An 18,399-nucleotide genomic window follows, 5' to 3' on the forward strand; every position below is an offset into this window, starting at 1 on the left:
CACCACAAATAAGAAAAGGATGTGCTTTTCCATGCGTAAACCAATTATTGCTGGTAACTGGAAAATGAACAAAACTGCTTCAGAAGCGAAGGCTTTTGCAGAAGCAGTAAAAACAAAAATTCCTGCAAATAGTTCAGTAGATTCTGTTATCGGTTCTCCAGCTTTATTCTTACAAGAATTAGTAGAAGCGGCTAAAGGAACTGAATTAAAAATCTCTGCACAAAACTGCTACTGGGAAAACTCAGGTGCATTCACTGGTGAAACATCTCCAGCGGCTCTTGCAGATTTAGGTGTTGACTATGTCATCATTGGTCACTCTGAACGTCGTGAGTATTTCCACGAAACAGACGAAGACATCAACAAAAAAGCCAAAGCAATTTTTGCAAACAACATGACACCAATCTTCTGTTGTGGTGAATCTTTAGAAACATACGAAGCAGGCAAAACTGCTGAGTGGATCGAAGGCCAAATCACAAATGGTTTAGTTGGTTTATCAAATGAGCAAGTATCTTCAATGGTCATTGCTTATGAACCAATCTGGGCAATCGGAACTGGTAAATCTGCTGATGCAAACATCGCGGATGAAATCTGTGGTGTTGTACGTGCAACAGTTGAAAAATTATACGGTAAAGAAGTATCAGAAGCTGTACGTATCCAATACGGCGGTTCTGTGAAACCTGAAAACATTGCTGAATATATGGCAAAAGAAAACGTTGATGGTGCTTTAGTCGGCGGAGCAAGCTTAGAAGCTGATTCATTCTTAGCATTGTTAGATGCCGTTAAATAATCACGTCTTATATCAATATACGCGATTAATCGAAGTTTCATTGAATATTCTATGAATTATGCAAAAAATGTTTGCATAGCGCGCGTTTATTCACTACAATCATAATTAAGGGAATCGAATCCCCTTAGTATAAAACAAACTCAAAGGAGAGACAAAACATGTCAATTATTACTGATGTTTATGCACGCGAAGTCTTAGACTCACGCGGTAACCCAACAATCGAAGTAGAAGTATACACTGAAAGCGGAGCTTTTGGTCGTGGAATGGTTCCATCTGGTGCTTCAACTGGTGAGTACGAAGCGGTTGAATTACGTGATGGCGACAAAGCTCGTTACTTAGGTAAAGGGGTTGTTAAAGCAGTTGACAACGTAAATAACATCATCGCTGAAGCAATCATTGGCTACGATGTACGTGACCAAATGGCAATTGATAAAGCAATGATCGATTTAGATGGAACTCCTAACAAAGGTAAATTAGGCGCAAACGCTATTCTTGGTGTTTCAATCGCTGTAGCTCGTGCTGCTGCTGATTACCTAGAAGTACCTTTATACCACTACTTAGGCGGATTCAATACTAAAGTATTGCCAACTCCAATGATGAACATCATCAATGGTGGATCTCATGCTGACAACAGTATCGACTTCCAAGAATTCATGATCATGCCTGTAGGCGCTCCTACATTCAAAGAAGCTTTACGCTATGGTGCTGAAGTATTCCACGCATTAGCTGGAATCTTAAAAGCTCGTGGATTAGCTACTTCTGTAGGTGACGAAGGTGGATTTGCTCCTAACCTTGGTTCAAACGAAGAAGGTTTTGAAGTAATCATCGAAGCAATCGAAAAAGCTGGCTATGTACCTGGTAAAGATATCGTTCTAGCTATGGATGCTGCTTCTTCTGAATTCTACGATAAAGAAAAAGGCGTTTACGTTTTAGCTGATTCAGGCGAAGGCGAAAAAACAACTGAAGAAATGATCGCATTCTACGAAGAATTATGTGCGAAATACCCAATCATCTCAATCGAAGATGGATTAGATGAAAATGACTGGGATGGTTTCAAAAAATTAACTGTTGCATTAGGCGACAAAGTTCAATTAGTTGGTGACGATTTATTCGTTACAAACACAACTAAATTAGCTGAAGGTATTGAAAAAGGAATCGCAAACTCAATCCTTATCAAAGTGAACCAAATCGGTACTTTAACTGAAACATTTGAAGCAATCGAAATGGCGAAAGAAGCTGGCTACACTGCAGTTGTATCTCACCGTTCAGGTGAAACAGAAGATTCAACAATCTCTGATATCGCTGTTGCAACAAACGCTGGTCAAATCAAAACTGGTTCTCTATCACGTACTGACCGTATTGCAAAATACAACCAATTATTACGTATCGAAGACCAATTAGGCGAAGTTGCTGAATACAAAGGCTTGAAATCTTTCTACAACTTAAAAAACAAATAATTTTTAATTGATCATAAAGCAAAAAGGGACAACTGATTTTTTTCATCTTTTCTCCTTATACTCATACGTAAAACACCTCTTGTTTTAACAAGAGGTGTTTTTTTGTCTCTTTTTTCAGTTATACTGATAGTAATTCAATTGCCATTTTAAAGGAGAGGATAACGAAATGGAAAAGTTTTTAAGGGGTATATTTATAATCGGTCTTTCAATTATCCTAACGGCCTGTTCCTCCAATAAGAAAGTCGAAAAAGTTGCTAAAAAAGCTGTAGACAAACGATTGGTACATAAATTAGCAGGTTCTTGGCTAGCAGATAGTTATGATTATGGAAACTATAAAATAGTCTACGAAGAAAATAGGTTGATTTTCAATTCAACCGAATTAGAGATTGACTATACAAAAGAGAATAAAGTTTTTACACATAAACAAAACGATAAAACAGTTCATTACATTTTTGAAGTAAAAGAAGATGAACTGATTGTTTATCCTAGCTATGAAATTGAGCAAAATAGTGACGAACTAATGGTAGGTGGAGATTTAGCACCAATCCAGCTGAAAAAGATATGAACGATATATGAGGAATGATTATCAAAAAGAAAAAATCGGTGCTATACTTAAAAGAAAATGAGGAGGACCTATAATGAACCAATCAGATCTCCAAGCAATTATGAAAAAGCAACGTACTTTTTTTAACATAAACCAAACAAAATCGATCTCGTATAGAAAAGAGCAACTTGAACAACTCCTAAAAAACGTTAAAAAACACGAAGAAGATTTCTATTGGGCTTTTGAAAAGGATCTTAAAAAACCTAAAGCAGAAGTATACGCTACCGAATTAGGTCTAGTTCTTTCTGCCATTAATGATATGCTCAAAAATCTGGATAAATGGACGAAACCTGTAAATAAACCAAGAGCAGTTTCATCTTTACTAAACAAAAATACGGTTTTCTTAGAGCCTTTCGGAACGGTCTATATTATCGGTCCCTTTAATTATCCACTTCAGTTGACGCTAGTTCCTTTGATAGGAGCTCTGGCTGCTGGTAATTGTGCTATTGTAAAACCATCATCAAAAACACCCAATGTAGCAGCGGTGATTGGTGCAATTCTTGGAGAAACGTTTGATGAGGAATATGTCAAAGTGCTATCGCCCAATTCTATTGATAATGCGTCAGTCTTAAAAGAGCGTATGGATTTCATCTTTTTTACAGGAAGTACTAAAGTCGGGAAAATTGTGATGGAAGCTGCTGCCAAACACTTAACGCCAGTTGTCTTAGAGCTTGGAGGGAAAAGTCCAGCAATCGTAACGGAACAAGCTGACATAGAAATTGCAGCTGAACGAATCATTTGGAGTAAATTATTGAATACTGGTCAAACATGCATTGCAACAGATTATGTCTTAGTGGATGAAAAGGTCAAAAGCCAACTCATCAAAGCCTTGAAAGAAAAAATTATCGAATTCTACGGTCAATCGATTCAAGAAAATCTAGACTATGGTCGTATCGTTCAGGGCTCAGCGATTGATAAGTTTATCCAATTAATCGAGGAAAATCGTCACTCCCTTATTTATGGAGGAGAGTATGATCAGAAAACAAGATTTGTCGCTCCAAGTCTATTTGACATTGGCTTGACTCGTGAGAATAGTTTGATGAAAGAAGAAATATTTGGCCCTTTATTACCAATCTGCACATATGGTCAATTAAGTGAGGCCATTCAATTTGTTAAAGAAGGGGAGAAACCTTTAGCAGTATATTTATTCTCAGATGATCGAACAATTCAAAAACAGATTTTACATGAACTTTCATTTGGTGGTGGTGGAATCAATCAAACGATTCTTCATGTAGCCAACGATGATTTACCATTTGGAGGAGTTGGTGCTTCTGGAATGGGGAATTATCACGGGAAATATAGTATTGAAACATTCTCTCATAAGAAATCGGTTGTTTTTGGTAGAAAAGACTCAATGGCAAAATTGATTTATCCACCTTATGATCAGAAGAAATTCGATTGGATCAAACGTTTATTGTAAATAGAATAGAATAAAGCTTAAAGCGCAGATTATCTAAACTTGCGCTTTAAGCTTATTTAGTTTGTTTTCTCTGCCTTTATACGGACAATCTCTATGATAAATCTAATCCCCGTTACTAAAAAGACAATTATTCCCGCAAAAAGGAAAAGAAAACCGATCGGTAAAAGGTAAAAATTTTCGTGTAAAATGCCTGTTGCATCAATATATTCTACTGAATTCATTTTGATGAAAAAACAGGCAAAACCAAAAAATAATAGAAAACTCCCAATCAATGTGGTGATCATATTTAGTTTTGCTCGTCTGGTCTTGCTACCATCCTTGATTAGCTTTTCAGTCATATTATTCACATTACTTCCTCCTAGAATCAATTCATCAAGCGAAATATGAAAAATACTAGAAATCAGGATCAATAATTCAAGATCGGGAAGATTCCGGTTATTTTCCCAGTTTGAGACCGCTTGTCGGGTCACATTCAAACGGATCGCAAATTGTTCTTGTGTGAACTGATTTTTTGTTCTTAACTCTTTGATCTTGTCTCCAAATTCCATCGTCTAAATTCCTTTCGTTAATGTACCTTAAGCATAAAGCGATATCTTGTGATATTCAAGAAAGCATAGCTTGCAGACTGAGTAATATAGAAGGAAAGAGTTGCTTGCTTCGCCAGTTTAGCTGTGAAAATACGTTTTTTTGTGCTTAGCAGATCCAGTCGAAGTGGTAAATTTTTTTATATAAATAAATTATAGCATCTCCTGTTTATAATAGGTTGAAATAGGGTAACTTAATTAGAAATGGAATAATTTGTATCAAATAAAAAATGGTAAAATGCATATGTTTTCTTTTAAGATGATTTATTTGTTATACTAAAATTAATGAAACGAAAGGAGGAAAATTTTATGAAAACAAGAGCTGAATTAAAAAATGAAGCGAAAGACGTTTTACGTGGACGTTGGAAAGACAGTGTGTTGATGTGTTTGGTACCGACATTAGTTTCAATTGCAATTGGACTACTTATATTTTTTCTACTATTATTACCAACCATCACATTCGTTCAAAACAACCCTGATTTTGTAAACGGCACTTCAAGCTACGAAGGTAGTTCTGGTGGCGGCGGTGGAGGTTTCTTTGGTGGCGTTATAGGTGCATTGTTTAGTGCTGGTATTTCTTGGACATTCCTTGATCTTTTAAGAGGAAAAAAACAAGAAATCAACCCTTTTTCAGATGCATTTCGTGGTTTCGCAGGACCTGTGATTTTAGGTGTCATTTGTATTAGTCTATTAACACTTGTCTTTGTTACACTTTGGTCATTACTATTGATTATCCCAGGAATTATCAAAGGTTATTCTTATTCACAAGCGTATTTTGTTTATTATGATGGTTATGAAGAAACCGGATTACGTCCAGGATTCTTAGATTCAATCACTCGTAGCAGAAAGCTTATGAATGGTTATAAAGGACAATTGTTCTTATTAGACCTAAGCTTTATCGGTTGGCATATCCTAGCAATGTTAACATTAGGAATCGGTTATTTATGGTTAACGCCATACATCACTGCAACCAAAGCAGCATTTTATGAAAATTTACCGAAAACAGCAGCGATTTAAGCTAGTTAAACCAGAAGTTTATGACTTCTGGTTTTTTTGTGATGAAAATGTTCCACCTTACATAGCAGAAAATTGTTTATAAATTGTTTATTTTCTTGTTAGAACCTGTTTACATCTCTCTTCTATAATAAAGGTAAGCAATAAGAAAACAGTTTTATTACTGAAGGGAGAAATGATCATGAACAAGAAAAACAAAAAAATTATCGCAGGTGTTTCAAGTTTAGTTTTACTATTAGCAGGTTGTAGCGTGGGAGCACAAGAGACAATAGGGACAAAAGACAGTAACCAGCAACAAACGGAGCAGTCAAAACGAGATAATAGCAAAACGAAAGGTGACAAACTAACTAAAATTTTAGGTAAAACTGATTGGCAAGGGACAAAGGTCTACGACAAAGACAAGAATGATTTAACAGCAGAAAATGCCAACTTTATCGGTTTGGCAAAATATGATGCTGAAACGGGTCGCTATGAATTTTTCGATGCTCAAACAAAAGAAAGCCGTGGTGACCGTGGTACATTCTTCATTACAAATGATGGTACAAAACGAATTTTGATTTCTGAAACCATGAATTATCAAGCAGTTGTTGGTCTTACTGAATTGACGAATAAAAAATTTACTTACACTAGAAAAGGCAAAGACAAAGCAGGAAATGAAGTAGATGTATTTGTAGAACATATCCCGTATAATAAAAGTAAGTTAACTTTTACGGAGAAAGAAAAACCATTAGATACAACTACAGGCAAAATTGATACAAAAACAGCTGGTGCGACTATTTTAGGTCAAACATTATGGAACGGAACTAAAGTGTTGGATGAATCGGGCAATGATGTAACAGCCTTCAATAAAAACTTTATTAGTTTAGCAAAATTTGCTGCAGACACGAATAAATATGAATTCTTCAATTTAGAGACGGGTGCTAGTCGTGGTGACTTTGGTTACTTTGACGTATTAAACCATAATAAAATCCGGGCTCATGTATCGATTGGTCAAAATAAATATGGTACAGCGCTAGAATTAACTGAGTTGAACAGCAAGAAATTCACCTATAAACGAACTGGAAAAAATCAAGCAGGTCAAGATATCACAGTATTTGTAGAACATGAACCTTACACAGGCGCATTCAATCCTGCGTTTAGTTTCTAAAAATGTCTGAACAGAAGTGAAGCAAAGCGATTGTTTCCTCTATAAATGAAAGTAAAGGAGAAAAAAATGACCATAAAAAAACGATTTCTCATTTCATATATTGGCGGTATAGCAATCGCTTGTCTTTCACTTTTTTCAATCATCAGTATTGTTTTTTATGTGACAACTGGGAAAGTACCAACTCCTAGTAGTTTGTATAAGACGTTTACACAGCAACGCTCATTAAGCCCAGAGGAAGAACTAGCCTACATCAAATTACGCAATATAGCAAAATCTGATCCTGATCAATTACTTGAACCAACTGGTGAGTTAAAAGAAATGATCCAAACATTTGAAAAAGAAGCCTTGGGTGTCGTTGTACGTAAGGAAGCAACGATCGCCTATTATTCTCAGGATTTAGTAGAAAAATCACTGATTGTCCACTTTCCCCAATTTGATGCTAATAATATTGAAACTAGAGGAACGATCGACAATGCGGGGCGTTTGTACCGTTATATGAAATTTGATTTTTATTTTAGTGATCAAGTACCGGGAAGCTTATTAGTTTTAAAAAAAGAAAATAACTTTTTAGAATTTATGACAAAGTGGGGCGTACTGGTCATCGTAACGATAGTGCTAGTGGCACTTGGCGGACTATTTTTTCTAAATCATCTATTAAAGAAAACAATTATCCAACCATTGGAAAAGCTTGGCGTAGGGATGTCAGAAATCAGTAATGGCTATTTGGAGACCTCTGTGGATAGACCTGTGAAACAAACTGCGATGGAAGTGAAGCAGTTGACGGATGATTTTGAAAAGATGCGGGAAGCGTTGCTTCATTCAACAGAAGAACAAGGAAAACTTGAAAATAACCGTAAAGAGCTTGTTGCCAGTATCTCCCATGATCTCAAAACACCGATCACTTCAATCATCGGTTATGTTGAAGGATTGTTGGACGGAGTAGCGGATTCACCAGAGAAACGTGACAAATACTTACAAACGATCCACACCAAAGCTCTCTCATTGAATGATTTGATTGAAGAACTCTTTTTATATTCTAAATTAGATGCAGCCGCAATTCCGTTTCACTTTGAACGAATCAATCTCAATGAGTTTTTAAAACATATTATTGAAGAATTTCAGTTACAAGAAACGCAAGTGTCAATTCAATTATCTACTCAAGGAACAATGGTAAGCAATGTTTTGGCAGATCGGATGCAGTTAAATCGAGTGTTCATCAATTTGCTCCAAAATAGCTTGAAATTTAAAGCGCATAATCGACCGCTGTCAATTCAGATCGCTATATCTGAAACCTCTGAAAGGGTGGAAGTTCGTGTATCTGATAACGGACAAGGTATTTCAGCTGAACAGTTACCGTTTGTTTTTGATCATTTCTATCGGGGAGAAGAAGCACGGCCAACGAATACTGGTGGTAGCGGTCTAGGTCTTGCCATCGTAAAGCAAATCATCGATATGCATAAAGGACAGGTGCTAATCGAAAGTGAACTGCACCAAGGAACAACGGTCACGATTTTACTAAAAAAAGCTTGAGGAGGACAGCCAGATGTCAAAGGAAGTATCCCGAATTTTACTGATTGAAGATGATGTAAGTATTGCAGAATTGCAAAAAGATTATTTAGAAATCAATCAAATGAAAGCCGAAATTGCCCGTGATGGATTGGTTGGTCTGAATCGAGCTTTAACGGAAGAATTTGATTTGATTGTGATTGATATCATGCTACCATCAATGGATGGTTTTGAAATTTGTCGCCGTATTAGAGAAAAGAAAAATATTCCATTGATGATCGTTTCTGCTAAAAAAGAAGATATCGATAAGGTCAGAGGCTTAGGTCTAGGCGCAGATGATTATATGACAAAACCATTTAGTCCAAGCGAATTAGTTGCTCGTGTTCAAGCACACATCAAACGTTATCAGCTATTGACTCGAACTGATCCAGTTAATGATACAGTGGAAAGAGGAGCAATTATGATCGATAAAAGTGCTCGTAGAGTCTTTGTTTTAGGGAAGGAAATCCTTTTTCCAACCAAAGAATTTGATTTACTACTTTTTTTCATGGAGCATCCGAATCGTGTCTGGATGAAAGAACAACTTTTTCGACAAGTTTGGGATATGGATGAGCTTGATAGTGATATTTATACAGTAGTTGTGCATGTAGGGCGAATTAGAGAAAAACTAAAAAAAGGCAGATTGTCGGAGATTCCGATTGAAACTATTTGGGGCAGCGGCTATCGTTTTAATGCCTAATAAGAAGACCAAAAGGAGAAATTTTATGAAAAAAAGTTATCTGCTGGCTGTTCTTTTCCTAGGCAGCGTTATCGGACTTGTTGGATGCAAACCAGATCAAAGAAACGCCACAGAACAATCAAGTCTAGCAACAAGACCGGCAATTTTCAATAGTTCTTCAACTGAATCTGTTGCCTCAAGTGAAGCAGCAGAAGCAAATAAGGAGAACGAGCTAACATTTGAGAACACATCATACAACTATGATGTCGTTACTGGTGCTACCCAAACAACATTTGGCTCCAATCCAAAACCCCTTTATACTTACGAAGAAAAGCTCAAAAAAATGTTCTGGTCGAATCAACCACCTTTAGGATTACTTGAAGGAAATTATTTTACTAATGATGGCTATTTTGATGTAGGGAATCATGGAATCGTTGAAATCGTAACGGATGATACAAATAAGATCATCAATGTTGAATTTAATGAATACGGCGCTGAAAACTACTATGCTTCAAAATATGCTGGGGCTAATAAACGTCTTTCAGACTATGCTTTTTTCCAAGCACAAAATCCAAGAACCGATACAACTTTAGTAACAGTGGTCAATGGTATCACCTTTGTCGAAAAGCAAATGCGGGAAGAAAATCGTATTACAGGAAATTTTGAAACAGTAAAAGGTTCTTCCACAACAGCCAGAGAAGGCTTGATGGCGATTGCAGCAGAATTATCAGATGAGATCAAGCAACCATCTAAAACAAAATATATTGGCTATGCTGAAGATTTTGGTGATGGATTGATCGGTAGACTGCAATTGACTGTGACGGATGGCAAAATCGATAGTGCTCGTTATGATGAATACTTTGCAGATCAACCTGAGAAAATTGTTGCAGATCAGCTAAAAAAATATTATCGTCAGTCAAAATACTATTCTTTAGAATACAATGAAGCAACGAATAACGAATTTGTGGCATTTTCAGATGGATTGACTAAGGCAATCGTTGACCAACAGGCCTTGACGATTGAAAATAGCGAACTGACAAAGTATCCTTCGTATGCTTCTTACCAAAAATTGATCAAGCATATTAGCTTATAGCATTTCTAAAAGAATCGTTCGACACACTTTTGACATATTTCTATTTTATACTAAATAAAAATAGGTTAGGAGCGATTATATATGGGTTATTGTTCAAATGTTTTAAGTGGCGGTCGAGGTATGATGAGAGGAGGAATGTTTGGCATGGGCATTCTTTGGTGGATTTTAATTGCTGTCGTCATTATTGGTGCTATTTATATTCTAAAAAATAGAACGAATCAACAAAGAGAAACAAGCCATTCACCGTATCAACCAACACATTCATCTGCTTTTGACGTTTTAGACGAAGAATTTGCGAAAGGAAATCTTACTGAAGAAGAATATCTGCATAAAAAAGAAGTGTTGAAAAAGTAACTAAAAACCGAGTGTGAGAACGAAGCATTTATTCGCACTTAGGGGATGAGCCAAAAGTGATGTTTACTTTTGGCTCATCCCCGTTTTTTATGGTAAAAATCTACCTGTAACTGATTTAGGATCATTTATCGCGTCAAGCGGGATTCCTTCAAAAATCACTTGCCCACCTTTTTTACCAGAACCAGGGCCAAATTCAATCATCCAGTCCGCTAGGCGTATCAAATCTAGATTGTGTTCAATCACTAAAAGTGTATTATTCTTTCTAAGTAAATCATCAAACACGCGTAACAATGATTGAATATCTTGGGAACTTAATCCAGTAGTTGGTTCGTCTAAAATAATCAATTTATCTTGGCAATCAAGATTACTAGCTAATTTTAAACGTTGTAATTCTCCACCAGAAAGAGTGTTTAATGTTTGCCCCAATGTGAGATAGCCCAAGCCAATTTTATTGAGCCAAAACAGCCGTTTGGCAATTTTTTGTTGTGTTGAAAAGAAATGACAACTGTCTGCAACGGAGAGCTCAAGTAATTCTACAATGTTTTTTCCATTGTAGGTGTATTGCAGAACGTCTTTACGGTATTTGTTTCCATGACACGCTTCACAAATACTACGAATCGGATCAAGAAAAGCCAGTTCAGTTTCAATAAAGCCTTTCCCTTTACATACAGGGCAAGCACCTTTGCCATTGAAGCTAAAATAACTAGCAGTAACGTGATTTTTGTTACTATATAACTGACGAATCTCGTCAAAAAGACTGATTGAAGAGAGGACGGTTGAACGACGACTTGTACGTAGATTTTTTTGTGAAACATAAAAAATCTCTTCACCGTATTGTTCTTGTAGAGCTTTTGCAAAGGAACTTTTTCCAGATCCTGCCACACCAGTAATCGCAATCAATCGTTGTTTGGGAAGTTGAACAGATAAATATTTAACGTTATTTTTTGAAATATTCTCCACTGAAAAAAAGCTATTAGCTGAGGTGTCCTGACACTCTCTAGTTAAAGGTTCTTGTGAAGCCTGCCGCCTAGTCCATTCTTCAAAACTGCCAACACTGACTAGCTCACCGCCATAGATACCAGCTTTAGGACCTAATTCAAAAACAGTATCTGCTAATTGGATAATAGCTGGATCATGATCGATCAATAAGACTGTGTTGCCCTTTTCTTGAATGGCGCAAAGCAGCTGTCCAATCGCTTGAATATCTTGTGGATGGAGCCCAACACTAGGTTCATCAAAAATATACATCAAATCTGCTAGGCTGCTTCCAATTGAACGAATCAGTTTGATTCGTTGTGATTCACCACCAGACAGCGTTCCTGTTTCTCGAGCCAAACTAAGATATTCTAGTCCTACCTGACAAAAATGATCCAGCTGTTGTAAGATGTTGTCCAACATTTGTTGAACACCCTCTTGAGATAAACTACGCAAAAAATCGCTTAACTCATCTAATTGCATCTCTAAACATTGACCAATATGTTTTCCTTTGATTTTGCACGATAGTGCCTGTTTGTTTAAACGATAGCCTTGGCAAACAGGACATTTTTCTTGTTTTGTGATACGTCGAATGTCAGGTAAATAACGTCGATAGCTCTTTGAGGGATTTTGAATAAAGGTCTGAGTGATTCTAGGAATCAGACCTGCATAGGTCGCCGATTTGTACCAACCCACATTTGGGGTTGGCGGCTTGATTTCTTCCGAATATAATAACAGGTTCATTTCTGTTTGAGTATACTCTTTCAATGGTTTGTCATTATCGAATAAACCTGAATCTACATAACGTTTCCAACGATAACTACCTGGTTCAAAGGTTGGAAAACAAATGGCTCCCTGATTTAACGACCGCTCACAATCAAGTAGTTCCTCTAAAATAAATTCAGTAGCAATCCCTAAACCCTCACAGGTTTTACACATACCAGTAGGACTATTGAAGGAAAATAAATCTGAATAGCCAACAAAGGGCTGGCCAAACCGAGAGAACAGTAAACGTAAGGTTGGATTAATGTCCGTGGCTGTTCCGACAGTTGAGCGAATATTATCACCTAAAGCTTTTTGATTGATGATTACAGCAGGTGAGATATTCTCAATTGAATCGACGATCGCGGGTTCCATATGAGGCATCCGATTGCGGATATAGCTCGGATAGGTTGCATTCATCTGACGTTGTGCTTCGGCCGCAATCGTGTTAAAAACCAATGAAGACTTCCCCGATCCTGAAACACCAACAAAAGCATTGATTTTGTGTTTTTCGATGGTGACATCCATATTTTTTAAATTTCTTGTACGTGCGCCGCGAATTTTGATTTGACTCATGATCATTCCTCCTTTATCCTAAGTATAACGATTAAATATGACAAGGTTTGTCAGTTTATAGAAAGAAGTGAGGAAAGTCAAAAAAGAAAAGCTCCTTTACGATATGCTTTGGTATGTTCAAAACAAGCAAGTATTTACGGCACAAGAATTGTCAGATGAATTTCAACTATCGATCCGTAGTGTTTATCGTTATATCTCAGATTTAGCTGATTTAGGTTTGTATGTTGAGTCGAAAAAAGGTCGTAACGGTGGTTTTAGTGTTTTGCCTAATCAGATTTTGCCGCCAGTCTTATTTACTGAAGCGGAATTATTTTCACTGTATTTTGCGATTCAGTCACTTACTGATTACGAAGATTTTCCATTCAAGGTCAACACGATCACCGCTAAAGAAAAACTTTTGGAAGTTGTACCGAAAGAGGTGAAGCGAAAGTTATTTCAGTTATCGGATCATTTTCAGATTTCTGTCCCGAAGCAGGCTGTTTCAGCGCCATTTCTGAATCAGTTGATGACAGCTTGCTTAGATCATAAGGTGTTGATTGTTCGTTATCAGTCCATTAAACAAGTTTCACAAAAAAGCTTGGAACCCATTGGCTTATATACTAGCAATGGCTTTTGGTATTTATTTGCATTAGATCAAGAAGTGAACGAAGCACGGCATTTTCGCATCGATCGAATCCAAACGCTAAGTGTGACCAATAAAACCTTTACCACTTCGATTCCATTTCAACAACGGGAAAATGAGTACAAGCCACAAGTGCCATTAGAACTAGTGGCCGATTTAACGGAGGCTGGTGTAATGCAATGCTTAGAAAATCGTTACTTATATAAAGGAGTTCAGAGAAATAAAAAAGGAAAGGCTAAACTGTCACTAATGATTGATAAGACAGATATTCCCTATACAGCTGATTTTTTTCTAGTCTTAGGGAAAGAAGCAACGGTTACTGCACCAAAAGAGTTAGTAAGCCTATTAGAGGCGAAAGTAAATGCGTTAAGAAACATTTATTCATAAAAAAGGAGAAAAGGGGAAAATATGGAATACAACGTAAGCACGGCTAAAAAAGAAATTCAAGGTTTGGAGATTCAACAACTGTTAAAGAAATGTGGTATGGGTACGTACACACCTGAGTTACATCAAAAAGCGTTTGAAAATAGTTATAAAATTGTTCAGATTTTTACAAAAGATCAGACTCAATTGATTGGGTGCGGACGTGTTTTATCAGATGGTTGTTACCAGGCGGCTGTCTATGATGTGGCGATTGATCCAGATTACCAAGGAACTGGGCTTGGTTGGCTGATTATGGAGAATCTGTTGGAAGGAATGGAGCAGTTGAATGTGATGTTGTATGCTTCACCAGGAAAAGAGGCTTTTTATCAGAAATTTGATTTTCGTTTAGGTAAAACGGCGATGTTGAAGTTTGTGAAAGCAGATGTGATGAAGGAGAAGGGACTTACGGAATAAAGAAAAAAGATACTTTATTCACTTTTGTTGATATAATAACTACAAAGGAGAAAGAGGGATAGCTATGAAAAAGTTTGTACGCACGTTATTGTCAAAGCATCTACTAACCTATATTACTTTTTTTGCGCTGTATTTATATTTAGTTTGTTCACTAGATCGTACTCCTCCAGCTTTGATGTATTTTGTTTTTGCTTACATTGCTTTTTCTCTGATTGAGTCCACTTATGCTAACCGTTGTGAAGATAAAAGAGCGGGGAAACAGAGACAACGTGGTATGGACTCTATTAGAAATGTGGACTGGTTTTTTGTTATTTGTGTGGCGGTAGCTTTTATTATTATTTATGCTATTTTCATTATTTTGTCTATTTGGTACTAAAGTGTGGAAGCAAGGGGAGTGCGGAGTATGCTTGAAAGAAGGTGGTTCTTTTGGATCAAACATTAAATAGTTTTGTAGCTTTGATTTTACTTGCTTATCCGATTTTATCTATTCCCTCTATCATTAAATCAAAACGAGAGAATGGGAAATATTTTTCTGAGTCTCAATATTTTATTCCTAAACGTGTTGGATATGGAATTGGGATCAACATGCATAATATTTTTGGTTTTTTTACGTTACTCACTTTAGGAGGCTTATTTCTATTTCTAAGTTTCTGGGTACAGTAACTTTAGTAACAAGAGCGAATTCTTATATAGCTTGGCACCGATAGTTTTTATTGATCGGTGTTTTTTTATTAGATTTACCTGATTCTGAGTGTTTTCTAGCTAATCTTTTGTTCATCGATTTCTCATTTTACTCTTCTTTTTTTAGGGATAATATATTATACTAAACTAATGGTATTTATTTATGCGATGGAGCGGAAGGTTATTACTGTGTTATCCATCTCCACGGGCTAGCCTTTTGGAAAAAAGATAAAAATAGAATGTCCCAAAAAGCGTCACAGTCAAATTTTCCTATTTTTAGTTGATGCTAAACAGCCCATTCAGCTTTTGCTTTGAAACACAGTGAATAAAATGAACTGATGTTGAAAAGTACAAGGTGTAGCAAAGCGGAATGTTGTTACTATGAATTATCTAGCTCATTCAGCTTTTAAAATAAGGAGGATTTATGGAAAAAAAAGAGACAAAGAAAACTGGGTTATTGTTAGTTGCATTATTTTTGGGTTATACCATGGTGTACATTGATAAGCTTTCAGTGGGCTATTCACTGATTCCAATTTCAACTGAATTTGGCTTAGAACCAGCAGCAAAAGGAATGATCATGAGTGCCTTTTTCTTAGGGTATGCCATCATGCAGATTCCAATGGGGTTAGTGATCAATAAAGTTGGTTCACGGGTGGTCTTGATTGGTTCTGTGTTAGGAATGGGCTTGTTTTCGTTTTTATTTGGTTTTGGTACTTCATTGATCATGTTTATGTCGTTGCGCTTTTTAACTGGTTTATTGGCCCATTCAGGTTATGCTTCTTCAGCAAGCAAAGAAGTCACAATGAATTTTTCACCTGAAAAACGAACATTTGCTCAAGGGATTTTACTCTCATCCTCTGGAGTAGCAGGATTTATCGGACCATTGGCACTGTCACCAATCATTACCAATGCAGGTTGGAAAAATGCGTATCTGATTTTAACTGCTTTAGCAGTTGCGATTGCTATTTTCTTAATTATTGCTATTCCTAGAAATGAAAAAAGTAAAGAGCAGGCGGATGCCGTTGCAACAAGAACGGATAAAATCTCGATTTTGGTGATTTGGTCAGATATCCGGGTTTGGATTTTGTTTTTAAGTTCATTCTTCATCAATTGTCTATTGTATGGACTGTCCAGCTGGGTACCAAGTTTCCTGACTGGTGAACGAGGACTAGACTTGAATGGTGCTGCTGTGATCAGTAGTGTAGGTGGCTTATTTATGCTGATTGGTTCGATTGGTGGTAGCTATGTTGTAGGACGGTTTTTCCAACATAAAGAAAAAGCAATTGTGGCTATTACAGCTATTTTAGGTGCGCTTAGCGCATTTGGTTCTTATTATATTGCTAATCTTGTTTTACTATCGATCGTGATGGGGCTGGCGAACTTCTTTTTGATTATTTCATTTGTTACGATGATGAGTATTCCATTACGAATTTTTGAGGGTGCCAAGTTTGCACCAAGTTATGGAACACTGGCTACAGGAGGAATTCTGGGGGGATTTGTTTCACCAACGCTTATCGGAAAATTAGTTGAACTGTCAAATGGACAATATATTTCGACCTTTATTTTCTTTTTAGTTGTTGGGTTACTGACTGCTGTGACGATTATGTTTATTAAGCAAAAATAAGAAAAATAGAATAAGCAATATAAATAATTGATTGAGGGAAAATGGAGGAATGTTAAATGACAACTATTCAAGAAAAAATGCCACAGACAGATATGGTCAAATGGAGAAGACACTTGCATCGACATCCAGAATTATCATTTCATGAAGTAGAAACAGCTAAATATATCAAAAAAGTTCTTGCTGATTTTCCAAACCTAGAAGTCAGTTCATTGACTGAAAATAGTGTAATTGCTATTTTAAAAGGAAATAAACCAGGGAAAACGATTGCTTTAAGAGCAGATATTGACGCATTACCGATCGTAGAAGAAGCAGATGTTGACTTTCCTTCTGAAAATCCTGGTGTGATGCATGCGTGTGGTCATGATACACATACTGCGATGTTGTTAGGTGCCATCAAAACGTTGACTGGTATGCAAGATAAAATCGCTGGTACTGTAAAATTTATTTTCCAACCAGCCGAAGAAGAACCGCCGGGTGGGGCCAAGTTATTGGTTGAAGCAGGCGTGATGGATGATGTAGATCAGGTTTTTGGTTTGCATATTGCGCCGAATATTCCAGTTGGGATGGTGGGAACTAGAAAAGGTCCTGCTAGTGCGGCTTCTGATGTCTTTACTTTGAAAATCCAAGGAAAAGGTTCACATGGATCAACACCTGATTTATCTGTTGATCCTATCATGATCGGTGTAGAGATCATCACTAATTTGAATAACATTGTTTCTAGAAATATTAGTCCTTTTGACAATGCCGTTATTTCAATTGGCGAATTCAATGCTGGGAAAACAGCGAATGTTATCCCTGATACAGCTAAAATCCAAGGAACAGTTCGGACGAACAATAAAGAAGTACGTGCGTTTATCCAAAAACGGATCGAAGGAATCATTGATGGTATTTGTAAGATGTATGATGCGACCTATGATCTAGATTATTTACTTGGTTATAGTGAGGTCAATAATGATAGTGACGCAACGGATATTGTGATGGCTGCAGCTGAAAAAGTTGTGGGCAAAGAACGAATGTTTGAAGCGCCTAAAATGATGGGCGGTGAAGATTTCTCTGCTTACACTGATGTGAGACCCGGTTCATTCTTTATTTTAGGTGGTGGCACAGCAGCAGAGGGCTGCGGCTATATGAATCATCATCCAAAATTTAAAATCATGGAAGACTGTTTCCCAGTTGGTGCGGGGATGCATACGCAGATTATTTTGGATATTTTAGGACAGGGGTAAAAGATAAAAAGGACTTTAGCGTGATCGTTAAGGTTCTTTTTAGTATAAAAAAGCTAGTATTCACTTAGACAATTTGGCAAAATAGAAGACAAGAGGAAGAAAAAGGGCAGGTGAAAAGAATGGTAGAGTTGATTATGATCCTGATTTTTATTCTTTGTGGAATTCAGCTGTGGCGAGGAAAATGGTTATGGTTGATTGCTGGTTATAATACGGCATCAAAGCAAGAAAAAGCAACATTAAATGGAAAAGCGTTAGGCAAAGCAATGGGTGGAATTTTGTTTATTTCCGCAGCTTTAATAGGCCTAATAAGCTTATTTCCAGAAATACAGTTAATGGCAGTAGTTGTGATCATTGTACTTGTTGGCATGATGATCGCTTATATCAATACTTCGCCAAGATTCAAACAATGAAG

Annotated in this window: 19 protein-coding genes; 17 read left to right on the plus strand and 2 right to left on the minus strand. The window is 36.8% G+C overall.

The window, feature by feature from the left end; all coding sequences use genetic code 11:
* The first annotated feature begins 31 nt into the window (after positions 1 to 31).
* The 4 genes from tpiA (at position 32) to ATZ35_RS10130 (ending at position 4,268) form a co-directional block, all read left to right on the plus strand.
* Positions 32 to 787, plus strand: coding sequence for a triose-phosphate isomerase (gene tpiA / locus ATZ35_RS10115; protein WP_208927132.1), 756 nt, complete (start codon positions 32 to 34; stop codon positions 785 to 787).
* Between the two features lie 158 nt (positions 788 to 945).
* On the plus strand, positions 946 to 2,244 hold the full coding sequence (gene eno, locus ATZ35_RS10120; RefSeq protein ID WP_010771434.1) for a phosphopyruvate hydratase: 1,299 nt from the start codon (positions 946 to 948) through the stop codon (positions 2,242 to 2,244).
* Positions 2,245 to 2,410: 166 nt separating this feature from the next.
* Positions 2,411 to 2,809 carry a hypothetical protein gene (locus tag ATZ35_RS10125; RefSeq protein WP_208927133.1) on the plus strand — a complete coding sequence of 133 codons (399 nt, stop codon included), beginning with the start codon at positions 2,411 to 2,413 and terminating at the stop codon, positions 2,807 to 2,809.
* A gap of 73 nt (positions 2,810 to 2,882) precedes the next feature.
* Positions 2,883 to 4,268, plus strand: coding sequence for an aldehyde dehydrogenase family protein (locus ATZ35_RS10130; protein WP_208927134.1), 1,386 nt, complete (start codon positions 2,883 to 2,885; stop codon positions 4,266 to 4,268).
* Between the two features lie 56 nt (positions 4,269 to 4,324).
* Here ATZ35_RS10130 and ATZ35_RS10135 read toward each other — a convergent pair whose 3' ends face one another.
* Positions 4,325 to 4,816: a DUF3955 domain-containing protein gene (locus ATZ35_RS10135; protein ID WP_208927135.1), complete on the minus strand. Its 492-nt coding sequence runs from the start codon at positions 4,814 to 4,816 to the stop codon at positions 4,325 to 4,327.
* Positions 4,817 to 5,161: 345 nt separating this feature from the next.
* Between ATZ35_RS10135 and ATZ35_RS10140 the strand changes: the two genes are divergently transcribed.
* From ATZ35_RS10140 to ATZ35_RS10165, 6 genes are all read left to right on the plus strand, one after another.
* Positions 5,162 to 5,869 carry a DUF975 family protein gene (locus ATZ35_RS10140; RefSeq protein WP_208927136.1) on the plus strand — a complete coding sequence of 236 codons (708 nt, stop codon included), beginning with the start codon at positions 5,162 to 5,164 and terminating at the stop codon, positions 5,867 to 5,869.
* 178 nt (positions 5,870 to 6,047) lie between these two features.
* Positions 6,048 to 7,013 (plus strand): DUF4822 domain-containing protein, encoded by a 966-nt coding sequence (locus ATZ35_RS10145; RefSeq protein WP_208927137.1) that lies wholly within the window; start codon positions 6,048 to 6,050, stop codon positions 7,011 to 7,013.
* Between the two features lie 66 nt (positions 7,014 to 7,079).
* On the plus strand, positions 7,080 to 8,543 hold the full coding sequence (locus ATZ35_RS10150) for a sensor histidine kinase (RefSeq protein WP_208927138.1): 1,464 nt from the start codon (positions 7,080 to 7,082) through the stop codon (positions 8,541 to 8,543).
* Between the two features lie 13 nt (positions 8,544 to 8,556).
* Complete coding sequence (locus ATZ35_RS10155; RefSeq protein ID WP_208927139.1) at positions 8,557 to 9,258, plus strand: response regulator transcription factor; 702 nt, start codon at positions 8,557 to 8,559, stop codon at positions 9,256 to 9,258.
* A 25-nt stretch (positions 9,259 to 9,283) separates the two neighbouring features.
* Positions 9,284 to 10,330, plus strand: coding sequence for a hypothetical protein (locus ATZ35_RS10160; RefSeq protein WP_208927140.1), 1,047 nt, complete (start codon positions 9,284 to 9,286; stop codon positions 10,328 to 10,330).
* An 81-nt stretch (positions 10,331 to 10,411) separates the two neighbouring features.
* Positions 10,412 to 10,684, plus strand: coding sequence for an SHOCT domain-containing protein (locus ATZ35_RS10165; RefSeq protein WP_208927141.1), 273 nt, complete (start codon positions 10,412 to 10,414; stop codon positions 10,682 to 10,684).
* A gap of 87 nt (positions 10,685 to 10,771) precedes the next feature.
* Here the strand turns inward: ATZ35_RS10165 and ATZ35_RS10170 are convergent, their stop codons facing one another.
* Complete coding sequence (locus ATZ35_RS10170; protein ID WP_208927142.1) at positions 10,772 to 12,997, minus strand: ATP-binding cassette domain-containing protein; 2,226 nt, start codon at positions 12,995 to 12,997, stop codon at positions 10,772 to 10,774.
* A gap of 67 nt (positions 12,998 to 13,064) precedes the next feature.
* On the opposite strand from ATZ35_RS10170, the gene ATZ35_RS10175 reads away from it, so the two are divergent.
* The 7 genes from ATZ35_RS10175 (at position 13,065) to ATZ35_RS10205 (ending at position 18,397) form a co-directional block, all read left to right on the plus strand.
* A complete protein-coding gene (locus tag ATZ35_RS10175; RefSeq protein WP_208927143.1) occupies positions 13,065 to 14,006 on the plus strand; it encodes a helix-turn-helix transcriptional regulator in 942 nt (313 codons plus the stop codon).
* A 21-nt stretch (positions 14,007 to 14,027) separates the two neighbouring features.
* The gene (locus ATZ35_RS10180) at positions 14,028 to 14,456 is read left to right on the plus strand and encodes a GNAT family N-acetyltransferase (RefSeq protein WP_208927144.1); all 429 of its coding nucleotides are present in this window, start codon (positions 14,028 to 14,030) and stop codon (positions 14,454 to 14,456) included.
* A gap of 64 nt (positions 14,457 to 14,520) precedes the next feature.
* A complete protein-coding gene (locus ATZ35_RS10185) occupies positions 14,521 to 14,832 on the plus strand; it encodes a hypothetical protein (RefSeq protein ID WP_208927145.1) in 312 nt (103 codons plus the stop codon).
* A gap of 50 nt (positions 14,833 to 14,882) precedes the next feature.
* Positions 14,883 to 15,119: a hypothetical protein gene (locus ATZ35_RS10190; protein ID WP_208927146.1), complete on the plus strand. Its 237-nt coding sequence runs from the start codon at positions 14,883 to 14,885 to the stop codon at positions 15,117 to 15,119.
* 442 nt (positions 15,120 to 15,561) lie between these two features.
* Complete coding sequence (locus tag ATZ35_RS10195) at positions 15,562 to 16,761, plus strand: MFS transporter (RefSeq protein WP_208927147.1); 1,200 nt, start codon at positions 15,562 to 15,564, stop codon at positions 16,759 to 16,761.
* Between the two features lie 56 nt (positions 16,762 to 16,817).
* Complete coding sequence (locus tag ATZ35_RS10200; protein WP_208927148.1) at positions 16,818 to 17,987, plus strand: amidohydrolase; 1,170 nt, start codon at positions 16,818 to 16,820, stop codon at positions 17,985 to 17,987.
* Positions 17,988 to 18,106: 119 nt separating this feature from the next.
* The gene (locus tag ATZ35_RS10205; protein ID WP_208927149.1) at positions 18,107 to 18,397 is read left to right on the plus strand and encodes a DUF3784 domain-containing protein; all 291 of its coding nucleotides are present in this window, start codon (positions 18,107 to 18,109) and stop codon (positions 18,395 to 18,397) included.
* The last annotated feature ends 2 nt before the right edge of the window (positions 18,398 to 18,399 follow it).

The organism is Enterococcus rotai, from assembly GCF_001465345.1.
Classification (GTDB): domain Bacteria; phylum Bacillota; class Bacilli; order Lactobacillales; family Enterococcaceae; genus Enterococcus_L; species Enterococcus_L rotai.